18 protein-coding genes are annotated in these 26,524 nt (G+C 73.9%); 9 read left to right on the top strand and 9 right to left on the bottom strand.

Annotated features, from left to right (window positions below; translation table 11 throughout):
• The first annotated feature begins 4 nt into the window (after window positions 1-4).
• Window positions 5-970 (top strand): LysR family transcriptional regulator, encoded by a 966-nt coding sequence (locus tag DT057_RS00970; RefSeq protein ID WP_203236152.1) that lies wholly within the window; start codon window positions 5-7, stop codon window positions 968-970.
• Window positions 971-1,112: 142 nt separating this feature from the next.
• On the opposite strand, the gene DT057_RS00975 is transcribed toward DT057_RS00970, so the two are convergent.
• Complete coding sequence (locus tag DT057_RS00975) at window positions 1,113-4,856, bottom strand: vitamin B12-dependent ribonucleotide reductase (RefSeq protein WP_128560259.1); 3,744 nt, start codon at window positions 4,854-4,856, stop codon at window positions 1,113-1,115.
• Between the two features lie 549 nt (window positions 4,857-5,405).
• Between DT057_RS00975 and DT057_RS00980 the strand changes: the two genes are divergently transcribed.
• On the top strand, window positions 5,406-5,822 hold the full coding sequence (locus DT057_RS00980; protein ID WP_203236149.1) for an NADH:ubiquinone oxidoreductase subunit NDUFA12: 417 nt from the start codon (window positions 5,406-5,408) through the stop codon (window positions 5,820-5,822).
• A gap of 115 nt (window positions 5,823-5,937) precedes the next feature.
• The gene (locus DT057_RS00985) at window positions 5,938-6,585 is read left to right on the top strand and encodes a DUF2155 domain-containing protein (RefSeq protein ID WP_128560260.1); all 648 of its coding nucleotides are present in this window, start codon (window positions 5,938-5,940) and stop codon (window positions 6,583-6,585) included.
• Window positions 6,586-6,615: 30 nt separating this feature from the next.
• Here the strand turns inward: DT057_RS00985 and aat are convergent, their stop codons facing one another.
• From aat to DT057_RS01010, 5 genes are all read right to left on the bottom strand, one after another.
• Window positions 6,616-7,278 carry a leucyl/phenylalanyl-tRNA--protein transferase gene (aat, locus tag DT057_RS00990; RefSeq protein WP_128560261.1) on the bottom strand — a complete coding sequence of 221 codons (663 nt, stop codon included), beginning with the start codon at window positions 7,276-7,278 and terminating at the stop codon, window positions 6,616-6,618.
• A gap of 94 nt (window positions 7,279-7,372) precedes the next feature.
• Window positions 7,373-7,666, bottom strand: coding sequence for a hypothetical protein (locus tag DT057_RS00995; RefSeq protein ID WP_128560262.1), 294 nt, complete (start codon window positions 7,664-7,666; stop codon window positions 7,373-7,375).
• A 231-nt stretch (window positions 7,667-7,897) separates the two neighbouring features.
• Complete coding sequence (accC, locus tag DT057_RS01000) at window positions 7,898-9,253, bottom strand: acetyl-CoA carboxylase biotin carboxylase subunit (protein ID WP_128560263.1); 1,356 nt, start codon at window positions 9,251-9,253, stop codon at window positions 7,898-7,900.
• A 131-nt stretch (window positions 9,254-9,384) separates the two neighbouring features.
• On the bottom strand, window positions 9,385-9,858 hold the full coding sequence (gene accB / locus DT057_RS01005; RefSeq protein WP_128560264.1) for an acetyl-CoA carboxylase biotin carboxyl carrier protein: 474 nt from the start codon (window positions 9,856-9,858) through the stop codon (window positions 9,385-9,387).
• A gap of 176 nt (window positions 9,859-10,034) precedes the next feature.
• Window positions 10,035-10,808 carry a DsbA family protein gene (locus tag DT057_RS01010; RefSeq protein WP_128560265.1) on the bottom strand — a complete coding sequence of 258 codons (774 nt, stop codon included), beginning with the start codon at window positions 10,806-10,808 and terminating at the stop codon, window positions 10,035-10,037.
• A 333-nt stretch (window positions 10,809-11,141) separates the two neighbouring features.
• On the opposite strand from DT057_RS01010, the gene DT057_RS01015 reads away from it, so the two are divergent.
• The 3 genes from DT057_RS01015 to DT057_RS01025 all read left to right on the top strand — a co-directional run bounded on the left by DT057_RS01015 (window position 11,142) and on the right by DT057_RS01025 (window position 13,556).
• A complete protein-coding gene (locus DT057_RS01015) occupies window positions 11,142-12,314 on the top strand; it encodes an aminotransferase class I/II-fold pyridoxal phosphate-dependent enzyme (protein WP_128560266.1) in 1,173 nt (390 codons plus the stop codon).
• A gap of 124 nt (window positions 12,315-12,438) precedes the next feature.
• On the top strand, window positions 12,439-12,786 hold the full coding sequence (locus DT057_RS01020; protein ID WP_128560280.1) for an Lrp/AsnC family transcriptional regulator: 348 nt from the start codon (window positions 12,439-12,441) through the stop codon (window positions 12,784-12,786).
• Entirely contained in the window at window positions 12,783-13,556 is a 774-nt protein-coding gene (locus DT057_RS01025) for a class I SAM-dependent methyltransferase (protein WP_128560267.1), read from the top strand. Before DT057_RS01020 ends, DT057_RS01025 begins: the two co-directional genes overlap by 4 nt.
• A 54-nt stretch (window positions 13,557-13,610) precedes the next feature.
• Here DT057_RS01025 and DT057_RS01030 read toward each other — a convergent pair whose 3' ends face one another.
• From DT057_RS01030 to DT057_RS01040, 3 genes are all read right to left on the bottom strand, one after another.
• Window positions 13,611-15,092: a sulfatase family protein gene (locus DT057_RS01030; protein WP_420870299.1), complete on the bottom strand. Its 1,482-nt coding sequence runs from the start codon at window positions 15,090-15,092 to the stop codon at window positions 13,611-13,613.
• 188 nt (window positions 15,093-15,280) lie between these two features.
• Window positions 15,281-16,630, bottom strand: a complete 1,350-nt coding sequence (locus DT057_RS01035; protein WP_238313925.1) for a methyl-accepting chemotaxis protein — start codon at window positions 16,628-16,630, stop codon at window positions 15,281-15,283.
• A gap of 446 nt (window positions 16,631-17,076) precedes the next feature.
• Window positions 17,077-20,331, bottom strand: coding sequence for an Rne/Rng family ribonuclease (locus tag DT057_RS01040; RefSeq protein WP_128560270.1), 3,255 nt, complete (start codon window positions 20,329-20,331; stop codon window positions 17,077-17,079).
• A gap of 712 nt (window positions 20,332-21,043) precedes the next feature.
• Here DT057_RS01040 and DT057_RS01045 point away from each other — a divergent pair.
• The 3 genes from DT057_RS01045 to prfB all read left to right on the top strand — a co-directional run bounded on the left by DT057_RS01045 (window position 21,044) and on the right by prfB (window position 26,398).
• Window positions 21,044-22,489, top strand: a complete 1,446-nt coding sequence (locus tag DT057_RS01045; RefSeq protein ID WP_128560271.1) for an N-acetylmuramoyl-L-alanine amidase — start codon at window positions 21,044-21,046, stop codon at window positions 22,487-22,489.
• Window positions 22,490-22,701: 212 nt separating this feature from the next.
• Window positions 22,702-25,128 (top strand): penicillin-binding protein 1A, encoded by a 2,427-nt coding sequence (locus DT057_RS01050; protein WP_128560272.1) that lies wholly within the window; start codon window positions 22,702-22,704, stop codon window positions 25,126-25,128.
• A gap of 141 nt (window positions 25,129-25,269) precedes the next feature.
• Window positions 25,270-26,398 (top strand): peptide chain release factor 2 gene (gene prfB / locus DT057_RS01055; protein WP_128560273.1). Its coding sequence is split into 2 segments (ribosomal slippage): window positions 25,270-25,338 and window positions 25,340-26,398, totalling 1,128 coding nucleotides; the frame shifts between segments, so codons are not numbered across the junction.
• Window positions 26,399-26,524: the final 126 nt, after the last annotated feature.

Below are 26,524 nucleotides of genomic sequence, written 5' to 3' on the forward strand. Positions count from 1 at the left end.
CAGCATCGCCGACGTCGGCAGCATCAGCGGGGCGGCCCAGGCGCTCGGGATCTCGAACGCCGCCGCGAGCCGCACGCTCGCGGCCCTGGAGGAGCGGCTGAACGCCCAGCTCGTCCGGCGCAGCACCCGCACGCTCCACTTCACCCAGGAGGGCGCGACCTTCCTGGCCCGGGCCCGGGCGCTGCTCGCCGACCTCGCCGATTCCGAGGCGGCGGTGAACGGCACCGCCCTCGACCCGAGCGGCCTCCTGCGGGTGAGCGCCTCGCTCTCCTTCGCGCTCCGCCACATCGCCCCGCGCCTGCCGGCCTACGTGGCGCGCTACCCGAACGTGCGCGTCCACGTCGAGGTCGCCAACCGCTACGTGGACCTCATCGACAACGGCATCGACGTGGCGATCCGCACCCGGGAGTTCGAGCCCGACAGCAACATCACGATCCGGCGCCTCGGCGAGACCCGCCGCGTGCTCGCCGCGGCGCCCGCCTACCTCGCCCGGCACGGCGCGCCGGCGCACCCGCGCGACCTCGAGGGCCACGCGCTCCTGCTCTACACCTACGCCAACAACCCGAACGAGCTCAGCCTGAGCCGCGGCGCGGAGACGATCCGCCTGCCCGTGCACGGCCTGCTCGAATCGAACGACGGCCAGATCCTGCGCGCCGCGGCGCTCACCGGCCTCGGCATCCTGGTGCAGCCCGCCTACATCGTCCACGAGGACGTCGCGCAAGGGCGCCTCGTCCCGGTCCTCGACGCCTGGGACCTGCCGCGCCTGCGCATCAACATCGCCTACCCGACCCGCAAGCACCTCTCCGCCAAGGTCCGCTCCTTCGTGGACTTCATGGTGGAGCACTTCGCGGCGAACGACTTCTCGCGCAAGTGGACGGGGGTAATGGAGCCCGCGCGCGCCGCGGATCCCGGACGATCCCCGGGGCGACCGCCCGAGCCCGCCGACCTCGCGCGGGCGCCGACGGAATGAGGGCGGCCCGGGTCCGGGCCGCCCATCGGTCGCTCGCGCGGCCTGCCTCAGACGAAGCACCCCGGGCCAGGTCCGGGCCGCCGCCCGGCCGGCGGCGGGCCGTCCCGGCCGGGCGGGGCGCCCGGACCCGGCGACCGGGCCCTCACGAGCACCCGGTCGTGGACCCGCAGGTGTCGCACTTCAGGCAGGTCCCGTTGCGGACCAGCGTGAAGTTCGCGCATTCCGGGCAGGCCTCGCCGACGTAGCCCTTCATCTTCGCCTCGGCGCGCCGGTCGGCGACGCTGCGCTCGGGCTTGGCGAAGGGCAGGGCGTCGACGAGGGCCTCGGCCCGGCCGGGAAGCGCCGGCTCGGCCTTGAGGGCGACCGAGCCCCGCACCGCGTGGACGGTGCCGCCCGCCGGCACGCCCGGGCCCGGGGATGGCGCGGCGCCGGGGGCGGGCGCGGCGCCGGAGGCGCCGCCGGCGGGGCCGCCGTGGATCAGGGTCAGCCGGTCGGCCGAGCCCCGCAGCAGACCGCGGGAGACGTTGCTGGCGACGGGCTTGTCGGCGACGCTCTCCTTGGGCCCGGTCGCCTGCGCGCTCAGGCCGGTGCTCGGGATCTCGGACGGATTGACGTGCGCGAGGTCCATGCGGCCGAGATACGAGATCGCGAGCTCGCGGAAGACGTAGTCGAGGATCGAGGTCGCGTTCTTGATCGCGTCGTTGCCCTGCACGAAGCCCGCCGGCTCGAAGCGGGTGAACGTGAAGGCGTCGACGTACTCCTCGAGCGGCACGCCGTACTGGAGCCCGAGGGAGACCGAGATCGCGAAGTTGTTGATCAGCGCCCGCAGCGCCGAGCCCTCCTTGTTCATGTCGAGGAAGATCTCGCCGAGACGGCCGTCGTCGTACTCGCCGGTGCGCAGGAAGATCGTGTGCCCGCCGATCTTGGCCTTCTGGGTGTAGCCCTTGCGCCGCGCCGGCAGCTTCTCCTGCGAGCGGATGCGCTCCACCCGCTCGATCACGCGCTCGACGATCTTCTCGGCCACCGTGGCGGCCTTGGCGGCGGCGGGCTGGGCCAGCAGGGCCTCGATCGCCTCCTCGACGTCCTCGACGTCCTCGTCCGCGATGAGCGCGGCGTTGAGCGGCTGGGACAGCTTCGAGCCGTCGCGGTAGAGGGCGTTGGCCTTGAGCGCGAGGGTCCAGGACAGCCGGTAGGCGTTCTTGCAATCCTCCACCGTGGCGTCGTTGGGCATGTTGATGGTCTTCGAGATCGCCCCGGAGATGAAGGGCTGCGCCGCCGCCATCATGCGGATGTGGCTCTCGACCGAGAGGTAGCGCCGGCCGATCCGGCCGCACGGGTTGGCGCAGTCGAAGACCGGGTAGTGCTCGCGCTTGAGGTGCGGCGCGCCCTCCAGGGTCATCGCCCCGCAGACGTGGACGTTGGCGGCCTCGATGTCGCGGCGGGAGAAGCCCAGATGCGCGAGGAGGTCGAAGGACGGCTCGGCGAGGCGGTCGGCCGGGACCTTCAGCGTCTGGGTGAGGAAATCCTCCCCGAGCGTCCAGCGGTTGAACACGAACTTGATGTCGAAGGCCGACTTGAGCCCGGCCTCCACGGCCGCGATCTTGTCGTCGGTGAAGCCCCGGGCGCGCAGGGAGCCCGGGTTGACGGCGGGCGCCTGGCCGAGCGAGCCGTGGCCGACCGCGTAGGCCTCGATCTCGGCGATCTCGGCCTCGCGGTAGCCGAGGGTGCGCAGGGCGTCCGGCACCGCCCGGTTGATGATCTTGAAGTAGCCGCCGCCGGCGAGCTTCTTGAACTTCACGAGGGCGAAGTCGGGCTCGATGCCGGTGGTGTCGCAATCCATCACGAGGCCGATCGTGCCGGTGGGCGCGATCACGGTCGCCTGGGCGTTGCGGAAGCCGTGCTCCTCGCCGAGGGCGAGGGCCCGGTCCCAGGCCGCCCCGGCGTGGGCGACGAGGTCCGGCTGCGGGCAGGCGGCGTGGTCGAGGGGAACCGGCTCGATGCTCAGGAACTCGTAGCCCCCGGCCTCGCCATGGGCGGCGCGGCGGTGGTTGCGGATCACCCGCAGCATCGCGTCGGCGTTCTCCTCGTAGGCCGGGAACGGACCGAGCTCGGCCGCCATCTCGGCCGAGGTGGCGTAGGACACGCCCGTCATGATCGCCGTGAGGCTGCCGGCCAGCGCCCGGCCCTCGCGGGAATCGTAGGGCAGGCCCATGGTCATCAGGAGGCCGCCGATATTGGCGTAGCCGAGGCCGAGGGTCCGGTACTTGTAGGAGAGGTCGGCGATCTCCCGGCTCGGGAACTGCGCCATCATGACCGAGATCTCCAGGACCACGGTCCAGAGCCGGCAGAGGTGCTCGTAGCCCGCGACGTCGAAGGCCTTGGCGCCGCGGTCGTAGAGCGCGAGCAGGTTCGCCGAGGCGAGGTTGCAGGCGGTGTCGTCGAGGAACATGTACTCGGAGCACGGGTTCGAGGCCCGGATCCGCCCGCCGACCGGGCAGGTGTGCCAGTCGTTCATCGTGGTGTTGAAGTGCAGGCCCGGATCGGCCGAGGCCCAGGCCGCCTCGGCAATCTTCTCCCAGAGGTCGCGGGCCTTCAGGGTCTTGGCCAGCTTGCCGGTGACGCGGTGGGTCAGGGACCAGTCGGCGTCGGCGTCGACGGCGCGCAGGAAGTCGTCCGTGAGCGAGACGGAGTTGTTGGAGTTCTGGCCCGAGACCGTGAGGTAGGCCTCCGAGTCCCAGTCGGTGTCGTAGATCGGGAACGTGATGTCGGTGTAGCCCTGGCGGGCGTACTGGATCACCCGCTTGATCGCGGCGTCCGGCACCATCGCCTTGCGGGCGATCCTGACCTCGCGCTTGAGGGCCGGGTTGCGCTCGGGGTCGAAGCAGGCGTCGCCGGCAGCCTCGCAGTTCACGCAGGCCTTCATCACCGCCTTGAGGTGACGGCTCACGACCTTCGAGCCCGTGACGAGGGCGGCGACCTTCTGCTCCTCCTTGACCTTCCAGTCGATGAAGGCCTCGACGTCGGGGTGGTCGATGTCGACGATCACCATCTTGGCGGCGCGCCGGGTCGTGCCGCCGGACTTGATCGCCCCCGCGGCGCGGTCGCCGATCTTGAGGAACGACATCAGGCCCGAGGACTTGCCGCCGCCGGCGAGCCGCTCGTTCTCGCCGCGCAGGCGCGAGAAGTTCGAGCCCGTGCCCGAGCCGTACTTGAACAGGCGCGCCTCGCGCACCCAGAGGTCCATGATGCCGCCCTCGTTGACGAGGTCGTCGGCGACCGACTGGATGAAGCAGGCGTGCGGCTGGGGGTGCTCGTAGGCCGAGGCCGACTGGGTCAGCACGCCGGTGCGGTAGTCGACGTAGTAGTGCCCCTGGGCCGGACCGTCGATGCCGTAGGCCCAGTGCAGGCCGGTGTTGAACCATTGCGGCGAGTTCGGCGCCACCATCTGGCGGGCCAGCATGGCGCGCAATTCGTCGTGGAAGGCGCTCGCGTCCGCCTCGCCCGTGAAGTAGCCGCCCTTCCAGCCCCAGTAGGTCCAGCAGCCGGCGAGCCGGTCGAAGACCTGGGTGGCCGAGGTCTCGGAGACGTAGCGCGCCTCCTCGGGCAGGCCCGCGAGCGCCGCCTCGTCCGGCACCGAGCGCCACAGGAAGGACGGGACGTCGTTCTCCTCGACCCGCCGGAGCGCCGCCGGCACGCCCGCCTTGCGGAAGTACTTCTGGGCGAGGACGTCGCAGGCGACCTGGCTCCAGGCCTCCGGCACGTCGATGCCGTCGAGGCGGAACACCACGGAGCCGTCGGGATTGCGGATCTCGCTCACCGCCTTGCGGAACGGGATGCTGGCATAGGGGGACTGGCCGGCCGTGGTGATGCGCCGCTCGAACCGCATGGGGATACTCTCCGGTCACGCACAGGATGGGGCGTCCCGTCGCCTGGACCGGCCGCCCGTAACTCGATGAAGGACTCAGTCGGGGCGCTCGTCGCCGCGACGGCGGACGCGGACCCGGGCCGCGGCGCCCCGGTTGAGGGCGCCCGTCCGATGCCTGCGAAACTAGCGACCTTAAGGCCTCCACGTCAACAACTAGTGGCTGACGACTCCGTTCCGCGCTAGATCTTGTGTCGACAGCCAGATTCCTGTGGATAGGTCCGGGCCTCCGGCTAAGCCCGCGGGAGGCTTGCAGGATTCGGCGCGGGTTTTTTGCAACCCACAGGCCAGGCACCTCCTGTCCGCCGCGTCCGGACCGGGCCTGAGGCATTTCCGCCACGCCGGCGGGGCCGCCGGGCCGGGAGCGGGGAGGCGTCGGGCCGCCCCGGCGCCGGGCGCCGCCCCCTCCTGCGACGCGGTGCGGCTGGACTTCCCGTTGGCGCCTCACCATAGTCCCGCGCGATTGAGCGGGGGGTGCGGACGCACCCCGCCGGTTCCCACGAGACGGTCGCGATGGCGCTGAGAGACACGCTGCTTCGAATTTTCACCTGGTGGAGCGGCTCGACCGTCAGCCTCAACCTCTACACCAGGCGCCGGGGCACCTACGTCGGCGCGGACGAGTTCGGCAACCGCTACTACCGGGCGATGGGGCCGCTGATCGACGCCTCGGTGGGGCCCGAGCGGCGCTGGGTGATCTACAACGGCTACGCCGACGCCTCCAAGGTGCCGCCGGGCTGGCGCGGCTGGCTCTGCCACACCTCCGACGTGGCGCCGCCGGACGAGGCCTACACCCCCCGGGAGTGGCAGAAGCCCCACGAGGAGAACCTCACCGGCACGGTGGCGGCCTACCGGCCCCGGGGCTCGCAGCTCTCCTACGGGCAGCGGCCGGCGGCGACCGGCGACTACGTGCCGTGGGTGCCGGGCGAGTAGGCCCCGCCCTTTTTCCACCATCCTCGGGGTGTCTACCGCGGGTCCTGCCCGAATCCCGGCCCGCGCCCGCACCGACCCGGCGCCGGCCGGCGGGGGAGAGCCTGGAGAGTTGGGTGTGAGCCGCATGACCGCACGTCCCGCCGCGCGCGCCCTCCTGCTCGCGGGCCTCGCGGCCCTGCTCGCGCCGCCGGCCGCGCGGGCCGACAAGATCCGCAACCCGACGGCGGTGTTCTCGGGCCTCGACAAGATCACCGGCCGCATCGTGTCGTTCGAGGTCGCGGTGGACGAGACCGTGCAGTTCGGCGCGCTCCAGCTGACGCCGCGGGTCTGCTACACCCGGCCGCCGACCGAGAGCGCCAAGACCACGGCGTTCCTGGAGGTCGACGAGGTCACGCTCGAGAACAAGTACCGGCGCATCTTCACGGGCTGGATGTTCGCCGCGAGCCCGGGCCTGCACGCCATCGAGCACCCGATCTACGACGTCTGGCTCGTCGACTGCAAAGGCGGCAGCGACGTCGTGGCCGAGCCGAAGGAGCAGGAGGACGCGCCCGTGGCCGCGACCAAGCCCGAGCGGCGCCGCCGCGAGCAGGCCCAGCGCGGCGAGGACGGCCGCGCCCAGCAGGTCAACCGCCAGGGGCAGGTCGACGTCGCCCCGCTGCGCGGGACCCCGGTGCAGCCGCGCCAGTCGCCGTCGCGGCGCTTCTTCCCGACGAATGACGGCCCGCTGCCCCTCAACGCCGACCCGAACGCGATCCCGCGCTGACCCGGCCGGCTGCGGCGGGCGGGCCCCCCTTCAGCCCGGGGCCAGGAGGGCCACCGCCTCGCGGCCCGACAGGGGCGCGTCGTCCCAGCGCGCGGGGTGCTCGACGGCGTCGCGCAGCATCCGCTTGTAGACCTGGCGCGGGACCTCCACGGCCCCGAACTGGCTCAGGTGGCCGGTGACGAACTGCGCGTCGAGCAGGCGGTAGCCGCCGCGCCGGAGCCGGGCGGCGAGGTGGACCAGGGCCACCTTCGAGGCGTCGCGCTCCAGGTGGAACATGCTCTCGCCGAAGAAGGCCGAGCCCAGGGAGACGCCGTAGAGCCCGCCCACCAGCGTGCGGGGCTCGCCCGCGTAGACCTCGACGGTGTGGCAGTAGCCGAGGTCGAACAATTCCCCGTAGAGCGCCCGGATGCGCCCGTTGATCCAGGTGCGGGCGCTGTCGCGGCGCGGGGCGGCGCAGCCCTCGATCACGGCGTCGAAGTCGCGGTCCGTCACCACATCGAAGCCGCCGTTGCGCACCGTGCGGGCGAGGCGGGCCCCGAGGTGGAAGCCCTCGAGGGGCAGGATGCCGCGCTCGCGCGGCTCGACCCAGTACAGGGCCGGGTCGTCCGCGTCCTCCGCCATCGGGAAGATGCCGGCCGCGTAGGCCTTGAGCAGGATCTCGGGCGTGATCTCGACGAAGACGCTGCCGTGCATCACGAGGGTTCCGGACCGGCCTCACGGGCCGCCATTCTCCACCCGCGCCGTCGGCTTGGCAAACGCCCCGCGGCGGGCCCGGCCCGCATCCCGGTCAGCGCGAGGGACCGCCCGAGGTGGTGCCGAGGTTCGGCGCCGCCCGGTTCGGCGCGGCGTCGTTGCCCCGCTTGGCCGACTCGACCCCGCCGCCGGGCGCGCCGCCGACCGTGCCGGTCGCGTCCGGGCCGGGATTCATCGGCGCCGCCGGGGTGGCGCGGGGGCCGCCGGTGGCCTGGCCGGCCTGCGGCACGTCGCGGCTCGGCTGGCCGGCGTTGCCGGACGGGGACTGGGCGAGGACCGGCGTCGCCGCGAGGGCGGCCGACACGGCGAGGAGGCTGAGGAGGCGCATAGGGTGTCTCCCGGCGGACCCGGTGCGGCCCCGGCCGCACGACGGCGGCCCGCCTGCGGGGGGAGAACGGCGCGGTCCCGGGTTGCGTTCCGGGCCGCGCGGGGACGTCACCAAGATCTCGGCCAAGATCTCGGCCAAGATCTCGCGCAGTCCCGGCGCCGCTGCGGGCGCGCCCGCGAGACGTTCCGGCGGCCGCCAGCGGGTCGATCGGGCGGCTGCCCGAACGGCGCCTCAGGCCAGGTCCAGGCCGCCGGTCTTCAGGAATTCTTCGAGCCAGTGGATGTCGTAGAGGCCGTTCTGGATGTCGGGGTTGCGCACCAGGGTGCGGAACAGCGGCAGGGTGGTGTCGACCCCGTCGACCACGAACTCGTCGAGGGCCCGGCGCAGGCGCATCAGGCACTCGTTGCGGGTGCGGCCGTGGACGATGAGCTTGCCCATCAGGGAATCGTAGTGGGGCGGGATGCGGTAGCCCTGGAAGGCGGCCGAATCCACCCGCACGCCGAGGCCGCCCGGGGGGTGGAAGTACGTGATGGTGCCGGGCGAGGGCCGGAAGGTGGCCGGGTGCTCGGCGTTGATGCGGCACTCGATGGCGTGGCCCTCGACGCGCACCTCCTCCTGGCGCACCGACAGGGGCGCGCCCGCCGCGACCCGGATCTGCTCGTTGACGAGGTCGATGCCGGTGATCATCTCGGTCACCGGGTGCTCGACCTGGATGCGGGTGTTCATCTCGATGAAGTAGAACGCCCCGTCCTCGTACAGGAACTCGACCGTGCCGGCGCCCGTGTAGCCGAGTTCCTGCATGGCCCGCGCGACCACGCCGCCGATGCGCTCGCGCATCTCGGCGTTGAGGGCGGGCGAGGGGCCTTCCTCCCAGACCTTCTGGTGCCGGCGCTGGAGCGAGCAGTCGCGCTCGGCGAGGTGGATGGCGTTGCCCCGGCCGTCGCCCAGCACCTGCACCTCGATGTGGCGCGGCTTCTCGAGGTACTTCTCGAGGTAGACGGCGTCGTCCCCGAAGGCCGCCTTGGCCTCGGTGCGGGCGGTGGCCAGCGCGGTCTCCAGGTCGGCCTCGGTGCGGGCGACCTTCATGCCGCGCCCGCCGCCGCCGGAGGCCGCCTTGATCAGGACAGGGTAGCCGATGTCGGCGGCGATGCGGCGGGCCTCGTCGGGCTCGGTGACGCCGCCCTCGGAGCCCGGCACGCACGGGATGCCGAGGCGCTTGGCCGTGCGCTTCGCCTCGATCTTGTCGCCCATCACCCGGATGTGCTCGGCCTTCGGCCCGATGAAGCCGATGTTGTGGTGCCCCAGCACCTCGGCGAAGCGGGCGTTCTCGGACAGGAAGCCGTAGCCCGGATGGACCGCGTCCGCGCCGGTGATCTCGCAGGCCGCGACGATCGACGGGATGTTGAGGTAGCTGTCGCGGGCGGGCGGGGGGCCGATGCAGACGCTCTCGTCGGCGAGCCGGACGTGCATGGCGTCGGCATCCGCCGTGGAATGCACCGCCACCGTGGCGATGCCGAGTTCCTTGGCGGCCCGCAGGATGCGGAGCGCGATCTCGCCCCGGTTCGCGATCAGGATCTTGTCGAACATGAGGACGAAAGCACTTCCCGAGGGGGTGGGACCGGTTCGTCGCGGACGATGCGGCACACCGGGTGACGGGGCCTCGCGACCCAGGGGCCTCGCGACCCGGGGGCCTCGCGACCCAGGGGCCTCGCGGCCGGCTACTCGATCAGCAGCAGGGGCTCGCCGAACTCGACCGGCTGCCCGTCCTCGATGAAGATCGCCGTCACGGTGCCGGACCGGGGCGCCACGATGTCGTTGAAGGTCTTCATCGCCTCGACGAGGAGCACGCGGGCGCCGCTCTCGACCCGGGCCCCCACCTCCACGAACGACTTCGCGTCGGGGGAGGGCTTGCGGTAGGCGGTGCCCACCATGGGCGAGAGCAGGGCGCCGGGATGCGCCGCCAGCGTCCTGGCGTCGGGCTCGGCCGCCGCGGCCGGGATCGCCGCGGCGGGCAGCGGCGCCGCGGGCGCGGCCGTGGTGACGGGCACCTGGACCTGCTGGGCCGTCACGGTGCGGGCGACGCGGATGCGCAGGTCGCCCTTCTCGACCTCGATCTCGGTCAGGTCGGTCTCGGCGATCAGGGTCGCGAGCTCGCGAACGAGTTCGGGATCGAACGGGTCATGCTTGGGCATCGGGGGCACGGCGGTCTTCAGCGGTCGTTTGCGGGAGGCGGGTCGCGGACCCGCCGGGAGCGTCGCGCGGGCGTGGCGAGGCACCGGAGCACCGCCAGGGCCGTCCGGCGGACCGGCGACGCGGGCGGGACTTAGCCGATGCGGCGCCCGCGCGATAGGGGCGGGCGCGTCGCCCATCAGCAGGCGGCGTGGCCGCACTGGCGGACGCCCGCCACGGTCTTGCGGATCGGCTCGATCCCGACCGCGCCCGGGATGATCTCGTCGCCGATGATGAAGGCCGGGGTGCCCGACAGGCCGAGCTTGTCGCCGAGACCGACATTCTCCTGGAGCGCCGCCTGGATCTCGGGCGACTGCATGTCCTTCTGGAGCCGGGCGACGTCCGCGCCCATCTCGCGGGCGAGCGAGATCGCCCGCTCGCCGTTCACCCGGCCGCGGGTCTCGAGCAGCTTGACGTGGTAGTCGAACAGCTTGTCGCCCTTGAGCTGCTGCTTGACCGCGAGCGCCACCTTGCTGGCCTCGAGCGAGTCCGGCCCGAGCACCGGGAAGTCCTTGAGCACCACCTTGAGCTTGGGGTCGCTCTTCATGATGGTCTGGATGTCGGTGAGGGCGCGCTTGCAGTAGCCGCAATTGTAATCGAAGAACTCGACCAGGGTGACGTCGCCGCCCGGGTTCCCGGCCACGATGCCGTGGGGCGAGTTGTGCAGGACGTCGCGGGTCTCCTTGAGGGCGCTGGCCTGGGCCTGCTTCTGGGCCTCCTGCGTGCGCCGCTCAAGCTCGGCCATCGCGTCCTGGAGAACCTCGGGGTTCTTGACCAGGTACTCGCGGATGATGCCCTCGACGGCCTGGCGCTGGGCGTCCGTCAGGGGTGCCTCGGCGCGGGTCGGGGCCGCCGCCAGGGCGACGAAGCCCGTCAGGGCGAGCGCGGGCAGAAGGCGGGGCAGGGGCAGCATCGTCGTCCTCATCGTGGGTCGGCCGCGGCGAAGCGGTCGCGCGAGCGCGCCGGCTTCCTGACGGCACGATCCTTGACGTGCCGGTTAGGCGGTTTCGCGGCGGCCTTGTCAAATCACGGTCGCGTCGACCGCTTGCGGTCGCGTCGGCCGCAGGCGGCCGCGTCGGTTGCGTCGGCCGCAGGCGGCCGCGGGACAGCTCGCCCGGCGGCCGGGAGGCCGCAGGGGCGCATTGCCGGGCGAATGCCGTTATGTGCGGGGGGCGACCGCCGCGCCACGGGGAGCCCGCTCCTCGCCGCGGCGGGGCCGACGTCTCACACCCGGATCGGACCCGCCATGCAGCCCCTCCCGCCCGACCCCCTCGTCTCCCGCCGCGCCGCGCGCGTCGCCCCCTTCCTGGCGATGGACGTGCTCGCCGCGGCGGCCGTCCGGGAGCGGCGGGGCGACGCGGTGGTGCACATGGAGGTCGGGCAGCCCTCCGCCCCGGCGCCGCGGGCCGCCATCGCGGCCGCGCAGGCCGCGCTCGCGGCGGGGCGCATCCCCTACACGGAGGCGCTCGGGATCGCGCCCCTGCGCGAGCGCATCGCCCGCCACTACGCCGAGGCCTACGGCGTCGCGGTGGCGCCGGAGCGGGTGGTCGTCACCACCGGGTCGTCGGCCGGGTTCGTGCTCGCGTTCCTGAGCCTGTTCGACGCGGGCCGCCGGGTGGCGATCGCGGCGCCGGGCTACCCGGCCTACCGCAGCGTGCTCCAGGCCCTCGACCTCGCGCCGGTCGGGCTCGCGCTCCGGGCCGAGGACGGCTTCGTGCCGAATCCGGCTGCCCTGCGGGCCGCCCACGCGGCGGCCCCGCTCGCCGGGCTCCTGGTGATGAGCCCGGCCAACCCCTCCGGCACCATGATCGGCGCGGCCGGCCTCGCGGCCCTCGGGCAGGCGTGCCGGGAGCTCGGCCTGCGCCTCATCTCCGACGAGATCTACCACGGCCTGACCTACGGCGCGCCGGCCGCGACGGCGCTGGCCCACGACGACGGCGCCGTGATCATCAACTCGTTCTCGAAGTACTACTGCATGACCGGCTGGCGCATCGGCTGGATGGTGGTGCCCGAGGCCCTGGTGCGCCCGATCGAGCGCCTGGCCCAGAACCTCTACATCTCGGCCCCCTACCTGTCGCAGGTGGCGGCGCTCGCGGCCTTCGAGGCGACGGAGGAGCTCGAGGCCGTGAAGGCCGACTACGCCCGCGCCCGCGCCCTGCTGCTGAACGAGCTGCCCGCCCTCGGCCTCGGCGCGGTCCATCCGGCGGACGGCGCCTTCTACCTCTACGCCGACGTGGCCCGGCTCACGAACGACTCGATCGGCTTCTGCCGCCGCATGCTCGACGAGGCGGGGGTCGCGGCGACCCCCGGCCTCGACTTCGACCCGGAGGCGGGCGCGCACCACCTGCGCTTCTCCTTCGCGGGGGGCGAGGCGGAGGCGCACGAGGCGGTGCGGCGCCTGCGGGGATGGCTCGCCTGAGGGGCCCGCGCCGGCGCCAGCCGGACCAAGGCAAGGCAGGTCCGGGCGATTGCCGCTTCGATCCGCGCGCCGCCCGGCCTATTGTGCCGGGCCGGAACCCCGTGCGCCCGCCACCATGCCGACCATGACGCTCGACGCGACCGACGGCCGGATCCTGGCGGCGCGGCAGCGCGCCGCCCGGTTCACCAACGTCGCGCGCGCCGAGGAGGTGGGCCTGTCGCCGCCGCCGTGCCTGCGCCGGGTCCGCATCCTGGAGAAGGCCGGGCTGATCGGCGGCTGCCGCGCGACGCTCGACCGGGCGGGTCCCGGGCTCGGGAGGTCGTCGTGCCCGCCTTCGCGGCCTGCGGGCGCCGGCTGCTCGGCACCCTGCTCAAGCTCCGGGCGACGCCCGGAGCAATGTCGCGGGCCGGACCGTCGAGGCGGAGGGCCCGTGGCCGCTCGACCACCCGAGACCGACCGGGAGCCCCGATGACGACCACGCTCCACCCCGCCGCCGCGGGCGGCTTCACGGCGGGCGCCGGGACCTACGCCCGGGGCCGGCCGGACTACCCGCCGGCGCTGCTCGACTGGCTGCGAGCCGCGCTTCGCCTCGGCGCGGGCACGACCGTCCTGGACCTCGGCTCGGGCACCGGCAAGCTGCTCCCGCACCTCGTCGGGACCGGCGCGCGGGTGATCGCCGTGGAGCCCGTCCGGGCGATGCTGGACCAGCTCGCGGCCGGCCACCCGGAGGTCGAGGCGCGCCCGGGCCGCGCCGAGGCGATCCCGTTCCCCGACGGCGGGGCCGACGCCGTCGCCTGCGCCCAGTCGTTCCACTGGTTCGCGACGCCCGCGGCCCTCGCCGAGATCCGCCGCGTCCTCCGCCCGGGCGGGCGCCTCGGCCTCGTCTGGAACGTGCGGGACGAAGGCGTTCCGTGGGTGGCCGCCCTGACGGCGATCATGGCGCCCCACGCGGGCGACGCGCCGCGCTACCACGCGCAGGCCTGGCGCTCCGTGTTTCCGGCGGCCGGATTCGGGCCGCTCGAGGAGCGCGTCTTCCGGTACGGCCATGCCGGCCCGCCCGAGCGGGTGATCGTCGACCGCGTCCTGTCGGTGAGCTTCATCGCGGCCCTGCCGGAGGCCGAGCGGGCCCGGGTCGCCGGGCAGGTGCGGGCGCTGATCGCCCGCACCCCCGACCTCGCGGGCCGCGCCGAGGTGACGTTCCCGTACCGCACGACGGCGTTCCGGTGCGAGCGCACGGCGTGAGCGCGGACGGGGGAGCCCGGGTCCGCTCCAAGGACGCCCGGCACCGGCGCCGCGTCAGGGCGGCGCCTCGCCGGCGGCGGCCGGGCGGGGCAGGGGGACCTGCGCGCCGTAATGGTCGGCGAGCTGGGCGCCGGTGTAGGATTCCGTGAAGCTCTCGGGCCTCTCGGGCAGCATGGTGGCGCTCCAGTCCCGCCACGCCGCCTCGAGGCGCGCGAAATCCGCCGGGCGGCGCGCCCGGAGGTTCGCCCGCTCCAGCGGATCCGCCGCCACGTCGAACAGGAAGGTGTTGTCGCGGATCCTGAGGTACTTGAGGTCGCCGTCGCGCATCGCGGCCTGCCCGTTGGCGCGGTAGCGCCAGAAGAAGGTGCGGGGCCGGGCCGGGGCCTCGCCGGTGAGGATCGGCAGGAGGTCGATGCCGTCGGACGGGTAGGCCGGGTCCGGCCGCGCCCCGGCGGCGGCCAGGAGCGTCGGCAGCCAGTCCATGCTGATCATCGGCTGGTCCGACACCGCCCCGGCCGGCAGGCGGCGGGGCCATGACACGAGGGCCGGGATGCGCAGGCCCCCCTCAAGGAGCTCGGTCTTGCGCCCCGTGAAGGGCCAGGTGTCGGAGAACCGCTCGCCGCCGTTGTCGCTCGTGAACACCACGATGGTGTCCTGCGCGATCCCGTGGGCCTCGAGCGCGTCGAGGACGCGGCCGATCTGGGCGTCCATCTCGGCGACGATGCGCCGGTAGGTGGCCTGGGTGCCGCCGTCGAAGTGGCGCAGGTTGCTGCCGGCGATGCGCCGGGACTCGGGCTCGTCGTCGGGCGTCTCCCAGGGCCAGTGCGGCGCGTTGAAGTGCAGGCTGAGCAGGAACGGGCGCCCGGAGGCCGCGGCCTGCCCGACGGCCTCGACCGCGCGGCGGCCGATCAGGTGCGTCGCGTAGCCCACCTCGTCCACCCGCACGTCGCCGTCCCAGAGGTCGGGCCTGCCGTCGGTGCCGCGGTGGCTGAAGTAGTCGATGGTGCCGCCCCGGAAGCCCCAGAAACGGTCGTAGCCCCGCTGCAGCGGCCCGTGCTCCACCACGCTCCCGAGGTGCCACTTGCCGATCAGGGTGGTCCGGTAGCCCGCCCCGCGCAGCAGGCCCGGCAGGGTCGGGTGGTCGGCCGGGAGCCCGCCGGTGAACCGGGTCGAGACTGGCTCCTCCAGGCCGATCGGCAGGCGGTACTGGTAGCGGCCGGTGATCAGCGCCGTGCGGGTGGCCGAGCAGACCGCCGAGTTGGCGTAGGCCTGCGTGAACCGGACGCCCCGCGCGGCGATGCGGTCGACGTGCGGGGTCGCGAGGTCCGGGCGGCCGTAGCAGGCGACGTCGGCGTAGCCGAGGTCGTCCGCCATGATGAACACGATGTTGGGCCGGCCCGCGGCGGGTCTCCCATCGAGGCTCGCGGCGGATCCCCCATCCAGGCTCGCGGCGGATCCCCCATCCAGGCTCGCGGCGCGTGTCTCCCCCCGCCCCGCCAGGGCCGAGGCCGCCGCGCCGGCGGCCGCGCTCCCCAGGACACGCCTGCGCGTGACCCCAGCCATCGTCCCCTCCCGGTGCGTCGCGACCCGGCAAGGCTTAGAGCAAGTTCCGAGGAACCGGCAACCGGTCCGGCGCAGAGGACGCGACCGGAACGGGGGCCTGGAGCCGTGTCCGCCACGTCAGAGGGGCGCGCCTCCAGGGCACCGCGGCGGGCGGGGCGGCCTCACGCCGTCGCGAGCGGCTCCGCCGCCGCGACCATCGCCTTCGCGGCGGCCTCGAAGGCCTGGAAGGCCGGGGTGGCGCGGGCCCAGTCGCCCGCGCCGACGCCCTCGATCATCAGGGCGGCCTGGCGCCGGGCCTCCGCGCAGGCGCTCGCGAGCGCGGCGGACCCGCCCGCGCAGGCGCTCGCGAGCGCGGCGGACCCGCCCGCGGAGGACTCGCCCGCGGCGGTCTCGCCCGCAAAGGACTTGCCCGCGGCGGCGAACGCCGCCACGGCGGCGGGGCCGAAGCACTCCGCCTCCTCGGGCCTCGCCGGGCGCAGGCCCACCAGCACCGCGGCGAGGCGGCGCTTCCAGGCCGCGACGTCGGCCGGCAGGCGCACCAGGGCGTAGGCGGGCAGGCCGCGGGCGGCGGCGGCGTCGAGGGCCTCGGCCGCGCAGGTCTCGGCCCGCAGCAGCTGCGCCGTCAGCCCCTCGATCTCGGTGCGGGTCTTGGCGGCCTTGCCGGCGACCTGCTGCACGCCGGCCGAGATCTCGCTCGCGGCGGATTGCTGCTGGCCGAGCACGTCGGCGAGGGCCCGGATGCCCTCGGCCGTGCGGGACACCGCGGCGCCCTCGTCGGCGACCCGGGTCTCCACGCGGGCGACGGCCGCGGTGCCGCTCGCCACCGCCTGACGGCTCTCCGCCACGGCGGCCTGGATGGCGGCGAGCTCCTGCAGCAGCGTGGCGAGGCGGGTGCGGATCTGGTCGGTGGCCCGGGCGGTCTGGCCGGAGAGCTGCTTGACCTCGGCGGCGACGACCGCGAAGCCGCGCCCGGCCTCGCCGGCCCGGGCCGCCTCGATGGTGGCGTTGAGCGCGAGCAGGTTCGTCTGGCTCGAGATCGCCTCGATGGCGCCGGCCATCTCCTGGATCTGGAGCGCCGCGCCCTCGAAGCCGCCCAGGCGCTGCTGCATCTGGACCGCCTGGGTCTCGATGGCCGCCATGGTGCGGGTGGCCTCCCGCATGTCGACGGCGCAGCCGGCGATGCCGGCGCGGGCGCGCTCGGCCTGGTCGGCGCTGTCCTGGGAGCGGCTCGCGAGCTCGCGGGTCGAGGTCGCGACCTCCTCGACGGCCGCCGCCATGGCGCGGGTCTGGCCGGCGATCTCGGCGGCGTCGTGCATCATCCAGCCGAGCGCCGTGGCGGCCTCCGAGGCCTCGGCGGCGACCCGGGCCGCGATGCCGAGATCCGCCGCGGCGACGCGGCGGCCCTGCGCCGCGAAGCGCTCCAGGGCCGCGGCGAGGCGCCCGTTCCCGCCGGGGACGGCCTGCGCCGCGCCGGCCCGGTCGAGAAGGTCGGCGAGGCGCGCCTCGATCACCTCCGGGGATTCGGGGGACGCGGCAACGGGTGGGCGCGGAGCACGTAAGGAACGGAACATGATGGCGTCAACTCAGGTAATCGTCGGGCGATCCTGATCAAAGCCGGTATCGCTTCCGTTAACCGGCCCGGACGCGGGCGCAGATAACGCGTTAGATGCTTGCGCGCCGGCACCGGGCGGGCGCTCTGGACACGCGCCGCACCAAGTTTATCGACGCCGATACAGTCCCGTTCCGGAAATCGCCGCATGATGAGGGCCGACGCAACGGCGCATTCGGCGGGGTTGCGCCCCGGCCTGACGCTGGGGTGGCGCGGCGGGCGCCAAGAGTTTCCCGCCGCGGCCCCCGAACGCCGAGCGGCCGCGCCCCGGGGAGGGGCGCGGCCGCTCGGGACCTCGCGGAGGGCGGGTGCGGGCGGAGGACGGGCCTCCGCCCGGGCGGGCGGCGCTCAGTCGCCGCTGATCGCAGCCCGGGTCCGGGACCACCAGCCGGCGCGCTTGGGACGGTCCGGGTCGGGCGGCGTGAGCACCACCGCGACGGGCTCGGGCTCCGGCTCGACCGGGGCCACGGGCACCCGGGGTGCCGGCGCGGCCGCCTCGGGGCCCGGCTCCTCGATCGCCGCGGTCGTGGCGGCCTCGCGCTCGAGGGCGGAGAGGTCCGGAGCCGGGTCATCCTTGGCCGGGAAGTCCCGCGGCGGGAAGTCCCGCGGGGGGAGGTCCCGCGGCGGGAGGTCCCGCGCCTGGAAGTCCGGCGCGGCGGGGTCGGCGAAGGAGACGGCCTCCAGGGGAGGCCCGGCGATCTCCTCGACCGCGACGATCTCCTCGGCCAGGGCGTCCGGCATCAGGCTGCCGCCCGTCGGGCTCGCCTCGCCGATCTCGGCGCCGGCCACCACCTCGTCGCCGATGGCGCCGCCGACATCCTCGTAGCGGTCGCGGCTGCGTCCGCCGCGGCGGCCGCGGCGGCGGCGGCGCCCGCCCGCCTCGTCACCTTGGCGCTCGTCCCCCTGGCGCTCGTCACCTTGGCGCTCGCGCTCCTCCGCCTCGGGGCCTTCGCCGTCCTCGGTGATCGGGATCGAGACGGCGCCCGCGGCGACCTCCTCGCCCTCGCCCTCGGCCTCGCCCTCGGCGGCATCCTCGCTGCCGGGGCGCCCGTCGCCGCGCCCGCGCCGGCGCCGGCGCCGGCGGCGCCGGCGGCCGCCCCCCTCGTCCTCGCCCTCGCCCTCGGCCTCGGCGCGGGGAGCGCTCTCGGCCACGCCCTCGTCGGCCTCGGCCTCGGACTCCTCGGCGACGTCCTCCTCGTCCTCGTCCTCGTCCTCGAGCGGCGGCGGCAGCACCGCCTCGGCCCGGATGCTGGTGACGGGGTTGCGCGGCTCGACGCGCTGGGCCGGCTCGCCCCGGTCGAGGTGGAACGCCGAGGTCGCCGCGAGCCGCTCGTCGGCCGAGATGACGATGGCGACCTCGAAGCGGACCTCGAGCTCGCGCAGGTGCCCGCGCTTCTGGTTGAGGATGTAGAGCGCCACCTCCGTGCGGGTGCGCAGGATCAGGTTGTGGGCGCTGCTCTTGATCAGCGCCTCCTCGATCGCCCGCAGGATCAGCAGGGCCACCGAGGCGGTGGCCCGCACGAAGCCGGAGCCGCCGCAATGGATGCACGGCACCGAGGAGGATTCGAGCACGCCGGTGCGGATGCGCTGGCGCGACATCTCCAGGAGGCCGAAGGGCGAGATCCGGCCGACCTGGATGCGGGCGCGGTCGTTCTTCAGGCACTCGTTCAGCTTCTTCTCGACCGCGCGGTTGTTGCGCTTTTCCTCCATGTCGATGAAGTCGATGACGATCAGGCCGGCGAGGTCGCGCAGGCGCAGCTGGCGGGCCACCTCCTCGGCGGCCTCCAGGTTCGTCTTGAGGGCCGTGTCCTCGATGTCGTGCTCGCGGGTGGCGCGCCCCGAGTTCACGTCGATCGAGACCAGGGCCTCGGTCGGGTTGATGACGAGGTAGCCGCCCGAGCGCAGGGAGACGTGGTTGGAGAACATGGCGTCGAGCTGCTGCTCGACCCCGAAGCGGGCGAAGATCGGAGCCGGGTCGCGGTAGGGCTTCACCACCTTCGACTGGCTCGGCATCAGCATCCGCATGAAGTCCTTGGCCTCGCGGTAGGCCTCGTCGCCCGCGACCAGGACCTCGTCGATGTCCTTGTTGTAGAGGTCGCGGATGGCGCGCTTGATCAGCGAGCCCTCCTCGTAGACGAGGGCGGGCGCCGAGGACGACAGCGTCAGCTCGCGCACGCTCTCCCACAGGCGCATCAGGTACTCGAAGTCGCGCTTGATCTCCGGCTTGGTGCGCGACGCGCCCGCCGTGCGCAGGATCACGCCCATCCCGTCCGGGACCTCGAGGTCCGTGGCGATCTCCTTCAGGCGCTTGCGGTCGGCCGCGCTCGTGATCTTGCGCGAGATGCCGCCGCCGCGGCCGGTGTTGGGCATCAGCACCGAGTAGCGGCCGGCCAGCGACAGGTAGGTGGTCAGCGCCGCGCCCTTGGTGCCGCGCTCCTCCTTGACGACCTGGACCAGGATCACCTGCCGGCGCTTGATCACCTCCTGGATCTTGTAGTGCCGGCGCGGGGCGCGGGGGCGCTCGGGGATCTCGGCCAGCGCGTCACCGCGCCCGCCGACCTGCTCGACGACGGGCTCCTCGGCTTCCTCGTCCTCGTCGTCCTCCTCGTCCCCGTCCGCGTCGTCGTCCTCGTCGTCCTCGCCGGCCTCGGCACCCGCCTCGTCCTCGTCGTCCTCGTCGTCGTCCTCCTCGTCCTCCTCGTCGGAGTCGGGTCCGTCGGAGGCGTGCTCGTCGGAGGCGTGCTCGTCGTCGTCCGCGTCGCTCCCGGCCACGGGCTGGGTGGCCGCGACGGGCTGGGGCAGGGCGCCCTCGCCGGCCGGCGCCGCCTCGGCCCCGGGGGCCGCGGCCTCGACGAACCCGGCCGCCTCCGGCTCGGCCTCGACCGGCGTCACGGCGCGGTCGGGATCGCCGCCGGGCTCGGCCGCCTCGGCGACGGGCTCGCCGTGGGGCTCGGCCTCGGCCGGGTCCGGGTGGTCGCTCCCGGGCGCGGCGGCGTGCGGCTCCGGGCCGCCGGCCTCGTGCACGGGGTCGCCGTGGGCCGCCGGAAAATCACCGGCCGCCTCGTCCCGCGGGGGGGCGTCCCGGTCCTCGAGGTCCGGGGCCCCGAAGCCCTCGGGCGCGGGTTCCCGGGCCGCGAACCCGGCGGACTCCGTCTCCGCGGCCGGGTGCTCGCCGGCCTCCGGCTCCAGCCCCTCGGCGGGGGCGCTGACGACGGCGTCGGGCTTGCGGGCGGAGGCCTCGGCGCGCCGGCCGCGGCGGCGGCGGCGGCGGTTCTCCTCGGGCTCGCGCTCGGGGCGCTCGGCGTGCTCGCGCTCGGCCCGGGCCTCCTCCTCGAGGAGCGCCATCCGATCGGCGATCGGGATCTGGTAGTAGTCGGGGTGGATCTCGCTGAAGGCCAGGAAGCCGTGGCGGTTCCCCCCGTACTCGACGAACGCCGCCTGGAGCGACGGCTCGACCCGGGTGACCTTGGCGAGGTAGATGTTGCCGCGCAGCTGGCGGCGGTTAGCAGCCTCGAAGTCGAATTCCTCGACCTTCGAACCCTTGACCGTCACCACCCGGGTCTCTTCCGGGTGGGCGGCATCGATGAGCATCTTGTTGGCCATGACGAACTTTCGGCATGGCGAGTGACGGCAGGGCCGCTGGACTTGGCCGTCCGGAACGTGGCCGTCCGCGGGAGGGGTCGCCTCCGGAGTCCGGTGCCGCCCCGGGTGCGAGGACCCGCCCCGGAGAGGCTGTCCCGTGCCGCGACCGACTGGTCGCGGCGGTTGATGTCGTGCGGGGGTTGCCGTCAATCGCCGCTGCGCGCGTCCTTGCGCGCGAGGGGTTGACCACGGCCGGGGGCAGGGAACGCGGACGGGCGCGACGCCGGACGTGCGCGCCGGGGACGGCAGCATCGAGAGCCGAAGCTGTGCGTCCGCGCATACTCCCACCGACCTTTCGAAACGAGGCGCCGGTACTGAGGCCGACCGCCGGTAAAACGGGCGACGACGTTCACGAACGCCGCCGCGGATCAAAGCGACTCCTGCCCGGCACGCGGGATGCCGACCGTCGGAAGGTCTGCCGACGACGAGCCGGCGCCGGAGACGCTCGCAAGCATCCGGGCAGGCCCGTGGGCCGCGACGATGAGCCGGCGGCGTCGGGCGGGGGTCCATACCATTACAGAGTGTCGCCCTGGATTTGCAAGCGCGATCGCTTACGCGAGTGCCTGTGCCCCGGCGGCAACAGCCCGACGCGCCCGGCCCGGGGGCTTTGCGTCGCGTTAACCATGGGCGCGTTATGGCGTAACCCGGATGTCGATTGAGTCGCCGGATGGCCATGCCGACACGCGCCCACCCGATCCGCTCCCCGCGCCGCGCCTCCTCCCCGCGCCGCGCGCCCTGGCTCGCGCTCGTGCTCGCGCTCGCGCTGCACGCCCTCGCGCCGGCGGCCCGCGCCGAGGCGCAAACCGCCGCGCCCGTGGCCGCGGCCCCCGCGGTCGCGATCGCGGCCGATCTCGCGCCCGCGCCGGAGGGCGGCACGCGGCTCAGCGTGGTGCTGTCGCGGCCCGTCGAGGCCCGGGCCTTCGTGATGGAGCGGCCCGACCGGGCCATCGTCGACCTGCCCGAGGTGAACTTCCAGCTGCCGCCGGAGGCCGGCCGCCGGCGCGAGGGCGTGGTCGCCTCCTACCGCTACGGCCTGTTCGCGCCGGGGCGGTCGCGGATCGTCATCGACCTCGCCCAGGCCGCCACCGTGGCGCGGGTCGCCACCGCCACCCGCCCGCGGGACGGGGCGACGCTGCTGACCATCGACCTCGCCCGCAGCGACCGCGACGCCTTCCGGCGCGCCGCCGTGGCGCCCGAGCCGGCGCGCCCGCGGCCCGCGCCGGCCCGGGAGGCCGTGGACGCGCGCCCCCTCGTCATCGTCGACGCCGGCCACGGCGGCACCGACCCGGGCGCCATCGCGGCCAACGGCGTGTTCGAGAAGGACATCGTGTTCGGGGTGGCGCAGGGCCTCGTGCAGCGCCTCGAGGCGTCCGGGCGGGTGCGGGTGCGGATGACCCGCGAGCGTGACGTGTTCGTGCCCCTCGCCGACCGGGTGCGCATCGCCCGCGACGCCCGGGCCGACCTGTTCGTGTCGATCCACGCCGACTCGATCTCGGCCGCCCCCCAGGTCCGGGGCGCCACGGTCTACACCGGATCCGAGCGCGCCACCGACGCCGAGTCGGCGCGGCTGGCCGACCGGGAGAACACCGCGGACGCCGCCGCCGGCGCCGACCCGGGCGAGGGGCCTGGCGACGTCGCCGACATCCTCCAGGAGCTGACGCTGCGCGAGACCCGGGGCTTCTCGGCCCGGTTCGCGCAGGGCCTGCTCGGCCAGCTCGGCCGGGTCATGGAGATGAGCGCCAAGCCCCACCGGGAGGCCGGCTTCCGGGTGCTGCGCTCGCCCGACGTGCCCTCGGTGCTGGTCGAGCTCGGCTACCTGTCGAGCAAGCGCGACCTCGACCTCCTGCTCTCCGAGGAGTGGCGCGGCCGGGTCACCGCCCAGATGGCCGGCGCGATCGAGACCTTCTTCTCCGCCCGCCTGCCGGCCCCGGGCCCGGCCCTGGCCGGCCGCGGCGCCGACGCCCCCCGGGTCGTGGACGGCGCCGAGTCGCCGCGGCCCGAACCCTCCGAGCCGCCGCGGCTCGGCCCCTCCGAGCCGCCGCGGTTCGGCCGCGCCGCCCGGGCGGCGAGCCGGGCCGCCCAGGCCGAGCCGGGGCCTGCCGCCCCAGTTTCACCATAGATCCCGTGTCGATAGGGGCCCGTCGGCCCCTCGCTGTTCGGGCGTCCGCGCCGGTGCATCACCCTTCCGGGGAGGTGCACCCGCGCATTCTCACGACCAATGGTCGTCATCCGGGAACACGCCCGGGGTGTGGCGGTCGCCGTCGCCCCTGAGCTACACTCGCGCGCGGGACCTCCCACGCCGCGACGGCACCATCGACGGATCGGGTTTCGATGCGCTTCATCCTCCGCTTCTTCGGCTTCGTGTTCAGCATCGCGGCGATGCTGTTCGTCCTCGGCGCGGCGGCCGGCGGCTACTTCTACTGGAAGTACTCGAAGGACCTGCCCGACCACGCGGCGCTCGCCAACTACGAGCCGCCGGTGATGACCCGCGTCCACGCCGCCGACGGCAGCCTGCTCGCCGAGTACGCCCGCGAGCGCCGGCTCTACCTGCCGATCCAGGCGATGCCCAAGATCGTGATCGCGGCCTTCCTGTCGGCGGAGGACAAGAACTTCTACAAGCACGGCGGCATCGACCCCGAGGGCATCGTCCGCGCCGTCGTCACCAACGCCTCGAGCGGCAAGAAGCAGGGCGCCTCGACGATCACCCAGCAGGTCGCCAAGAACTTCCTGCTCTCCAACGAGCAGACCCTCGACCGCAAGGTCCGCGAGGCACTGATCGCGCTGCGCATCGAGTCGACCTACTCGAAGGACAAGATCCTCGAGCTCTACCTCAACGAGATATTCCTCGGCACGATCGTGCCGGGCCGCAACCTGCACGGGATCGCGGCGGCGGCCCTCGACTATTTCGGCAAGTCGGTGCACGAGCTGACGATCCACGAGGCCGCCTACCTCGCCGCCCTGCCCAAGGGCCCGAACAACTACCATCCCTACCGGCGCACCCAGCAGGCGCTGGCGCGGCGCAACGAGATCATCGGGCTGATGGCCCAGAACGGGTACATCACCAAGGAGGAGGCCGAGGCCGAGCGCAAGCTCCCCCTCGGGGTCAACCCGCGCTCCGTCTCGCCCAACACCGCCAACGCGAACTACTTCGCCGAGGAGGTCCGGCGCGAGATCTCCGAGCGCTACGGCGAGAAGAAGCTCTACGAGGGCGGCCTCTCGGTGCGCACCACCCTCGACCCGAAGATGCAGGCGATGGCCCGCAAGGCCCTGGTGGACGGCCTGGTGCGCTACGACCAGGCCCGGGGCTGGCGCGGGCCGCAGAGCCGCGTCGAGCTCGCCGGCCGCGACTGGGGCATGGCGGTGGCCGAGGTGCCGGCCCTCGGCGACGTGCAGCCCTGGCGGCTCGCGGTGGTGCTCGACACCTCCGGCGGCCGGGCGATGATCGGCCTCCAGCCCCGGCGCGAGAGCTCGGGGCAGGTCTCGAAGGACCGGGAGACCGGCATCGTCGGGGCGGACGGCGTGCGCTGGACCGGGCGCGGCGTCGCCTCGGCGCTCAACGTCGGCGACGTGGTCTACGTCGAGCGCCTGGAGGGCAACACCAGCGCGTACCGCCTGCGGCAAATCCCGGAGGTCTCCGGCGCCATCGTGGCGATGGACCCCTACACGGGCCGCGTCCACGCCATGGTGGGTGGCTTCTCCTACGACGAGAGCGAGTTCAACCGCGCCACGCAGGCGATGCGCCAGCCGGGCTCGTCGTTCAAGCCGATCGTCTACTCGGCGGCACTCGACAACGGCTACACGCCGTCCTCGATCGTGCTCGACTCGCCCATCACCATCGAGGCCGGCCCGGGCCAGGAGGCCTGGACGCCCTCGAACTACGACGGCAAGTCGGGCGGCCCCCACACCCTGCGCTACGGCATCGAGCACTCGAAGAACCTGATGACGGTGCGGCTCGCCAAGGACGTCGGCATGCCGCTGATCGCCGAGTACGCCCGCCGCTTCGGCGTCTACGACGACATGCTGCCGGTCCTGCCGATGTCGCTCGGCGCCGGCGAGACCACCGTGATGCGGATGGTCACCGCCTACTCGATGCTCGACAACGGCGGCCGGCGCATCCGCCCGACGCTCATCGACCGCATCCAGGACCGCAGCGGCGAGACCATCTACCGCCACGACACCCGCAAGTGCATCGGCTGCGACGCCGAGAAGTGGACCGGCCAGGACGAGCCCAAGCTCGTGGACGAGTCCGAGCAGGTGCTCGACCCGCTCACCGCCTACCAGATGGTCTCGATCATGGAGGGCGTGGTGCAGCGCGGCACCGCCACCATCCTGAAGGAGATCGGCAAGCCGCTCGCGGGCAAGACCGGCACCACCAACGACGCCAAGGACGCCTGGTTCGTGGGCTTCTCGCCCGACCTGGCCGTCGGGATCTACATGGGCTACGACAAGCCGCGCTCGCTCGGCGACCGCGCCACCGGCGGCGGCCTCTCGGCGCCCATCGCCCGCGACTTCCTGAAGGCCGCCCTGAAGGACAAGCCGCCGACGCCGTTCCGCGTGCCGCCGGGCATCAAGCTGATCCGCGTCAACCTCGCCTCCGGCACCCGGGCGGGCGGCTCGGAGGGCGGCGTCCTCGAGGCGTTCAAGCCCGGCACCGCCCCGCCCGACAGCTACTCGGCCCCGGCGACCGCCCAGCCGGCCGCCCCGGGCGCCGTGCCGCCCGACGCCGACCGCGCCGCGCAGGCGGGCGGCCTGTACTGAGGCCCGCGGGAGGGGCCGCCCCCCGGGACCCGGGCCGGGACGGCGCCCGTTCCCGCTCCCTCCGGGTCCGCGCTCCGTTTACAGGCGCCGGCCCGGCGGGTATCAAGCCGACCCACCCCACGCGAGTGACCGTCACACCAGATGCGCGCCGAGATCGAGCAACTCTCGGATGCCGCCAAGCAGTCGATCGGGCTGCTGAGGAGGCATCTTTGACTGGGATACCGCTGACAAGCGCCTGGCCGAGCTGAACGCGGCCTCCGAGGACCCCGGCCTCTGGAACGATCCGGAGGCGGCCCAGAGCGTGATGCGCGAGCGCACCCAGCTCGAGGACGCCATCACGGCGATCCGCCGCCTGGAGCAGGGGCTCGCCGACGGCGCCACCCTGATCGAGCTCGGCGAGATGGAGGGGGACGCCGCCAGCATCCGCGAGGGCGAGGAGCAGATCCGCGCCGTCCAGGCGGAGACCGCGCGCCGGCAGATCGAGACGCTCCTGTCCGGCGAGGCCGACGCCAACGACACCTACCTCGAGGTCCATGCCGGCGCCGGCGGCACCGAGAGCCAGGACTGGGCCAACATGCTCCAGCGCATGTACGCCCGCTGGGCCGAGCGCCGGAAGTACAAGGTCGAGGTCGTCGAGTGGACCGACGGCGAGGAGGCCGGCATCAAGGGCGCCACGCTCATGATCAAGGGCCACAACGCCTACGGCTGGCTGAAGACCGAATCGGGCGTGCACCGGCTCGTGCGGATCTCGCCCTACGATTCCAACGCCCGCCGGCACACGAGCTTCGCGAGCGTGTGGGTCTACCCCGTCATCGACGACCGGATCACCATCGAGATCAAGGAATCCGACTGCCGGATCGACACCTACCGCTCCTCCGGCGCCGGCGGCCAGCACGTCAACACCACCGATTCGGCCGTGCGCATCACCCACAACCCGACCGGGATCGTGGTGGCCTGCCAGCAGGAGCGCTCGCAGCACAAGAACCGGGCCACCGCCTGGAACATGCTGCGCGCCCGCCTGTACGAGCTCGAGCTGAAGAAGCGGGAGGAGAAGGCCAATGCCGAGGCCGCCTCCAAGACCGATATCGGCTGGGGCCACCAGATCCGCTCCTACGTGCTCCAGCCCTACCAGCTCGTGAAGGACCTGCGCACCGGCGCCCAGTCGACGAGCCCCGACGACGTCCTCGACGGCGGCATCGACGACCTGATCGAGGCCTCCCTGGCGCACCGGGTCTACGGCGGCGCCGACGCGGTCGAGGACATCGACTGAGGCGGGGCCGGCCCGGGCGGCGGGCCGCGTGCCCGGCGCCGCGGTGAGGAGCAGTCGCGCCCCGCCCGTCCCGCCGGGCCGGGCGCGGTCGACAGGACCGGCGGGACGACAGGCCTTCCGGGCGAT

This window comes from Methylobacterium crusticola, assembly GCF_003574465.1.
Lineage (GTDB): Bacteria > Pseudomonadota > Alphaproteobacteria > Rhizobiales > Beijerinckiaceae > Methylobacterium > Methylobacterium crusticola.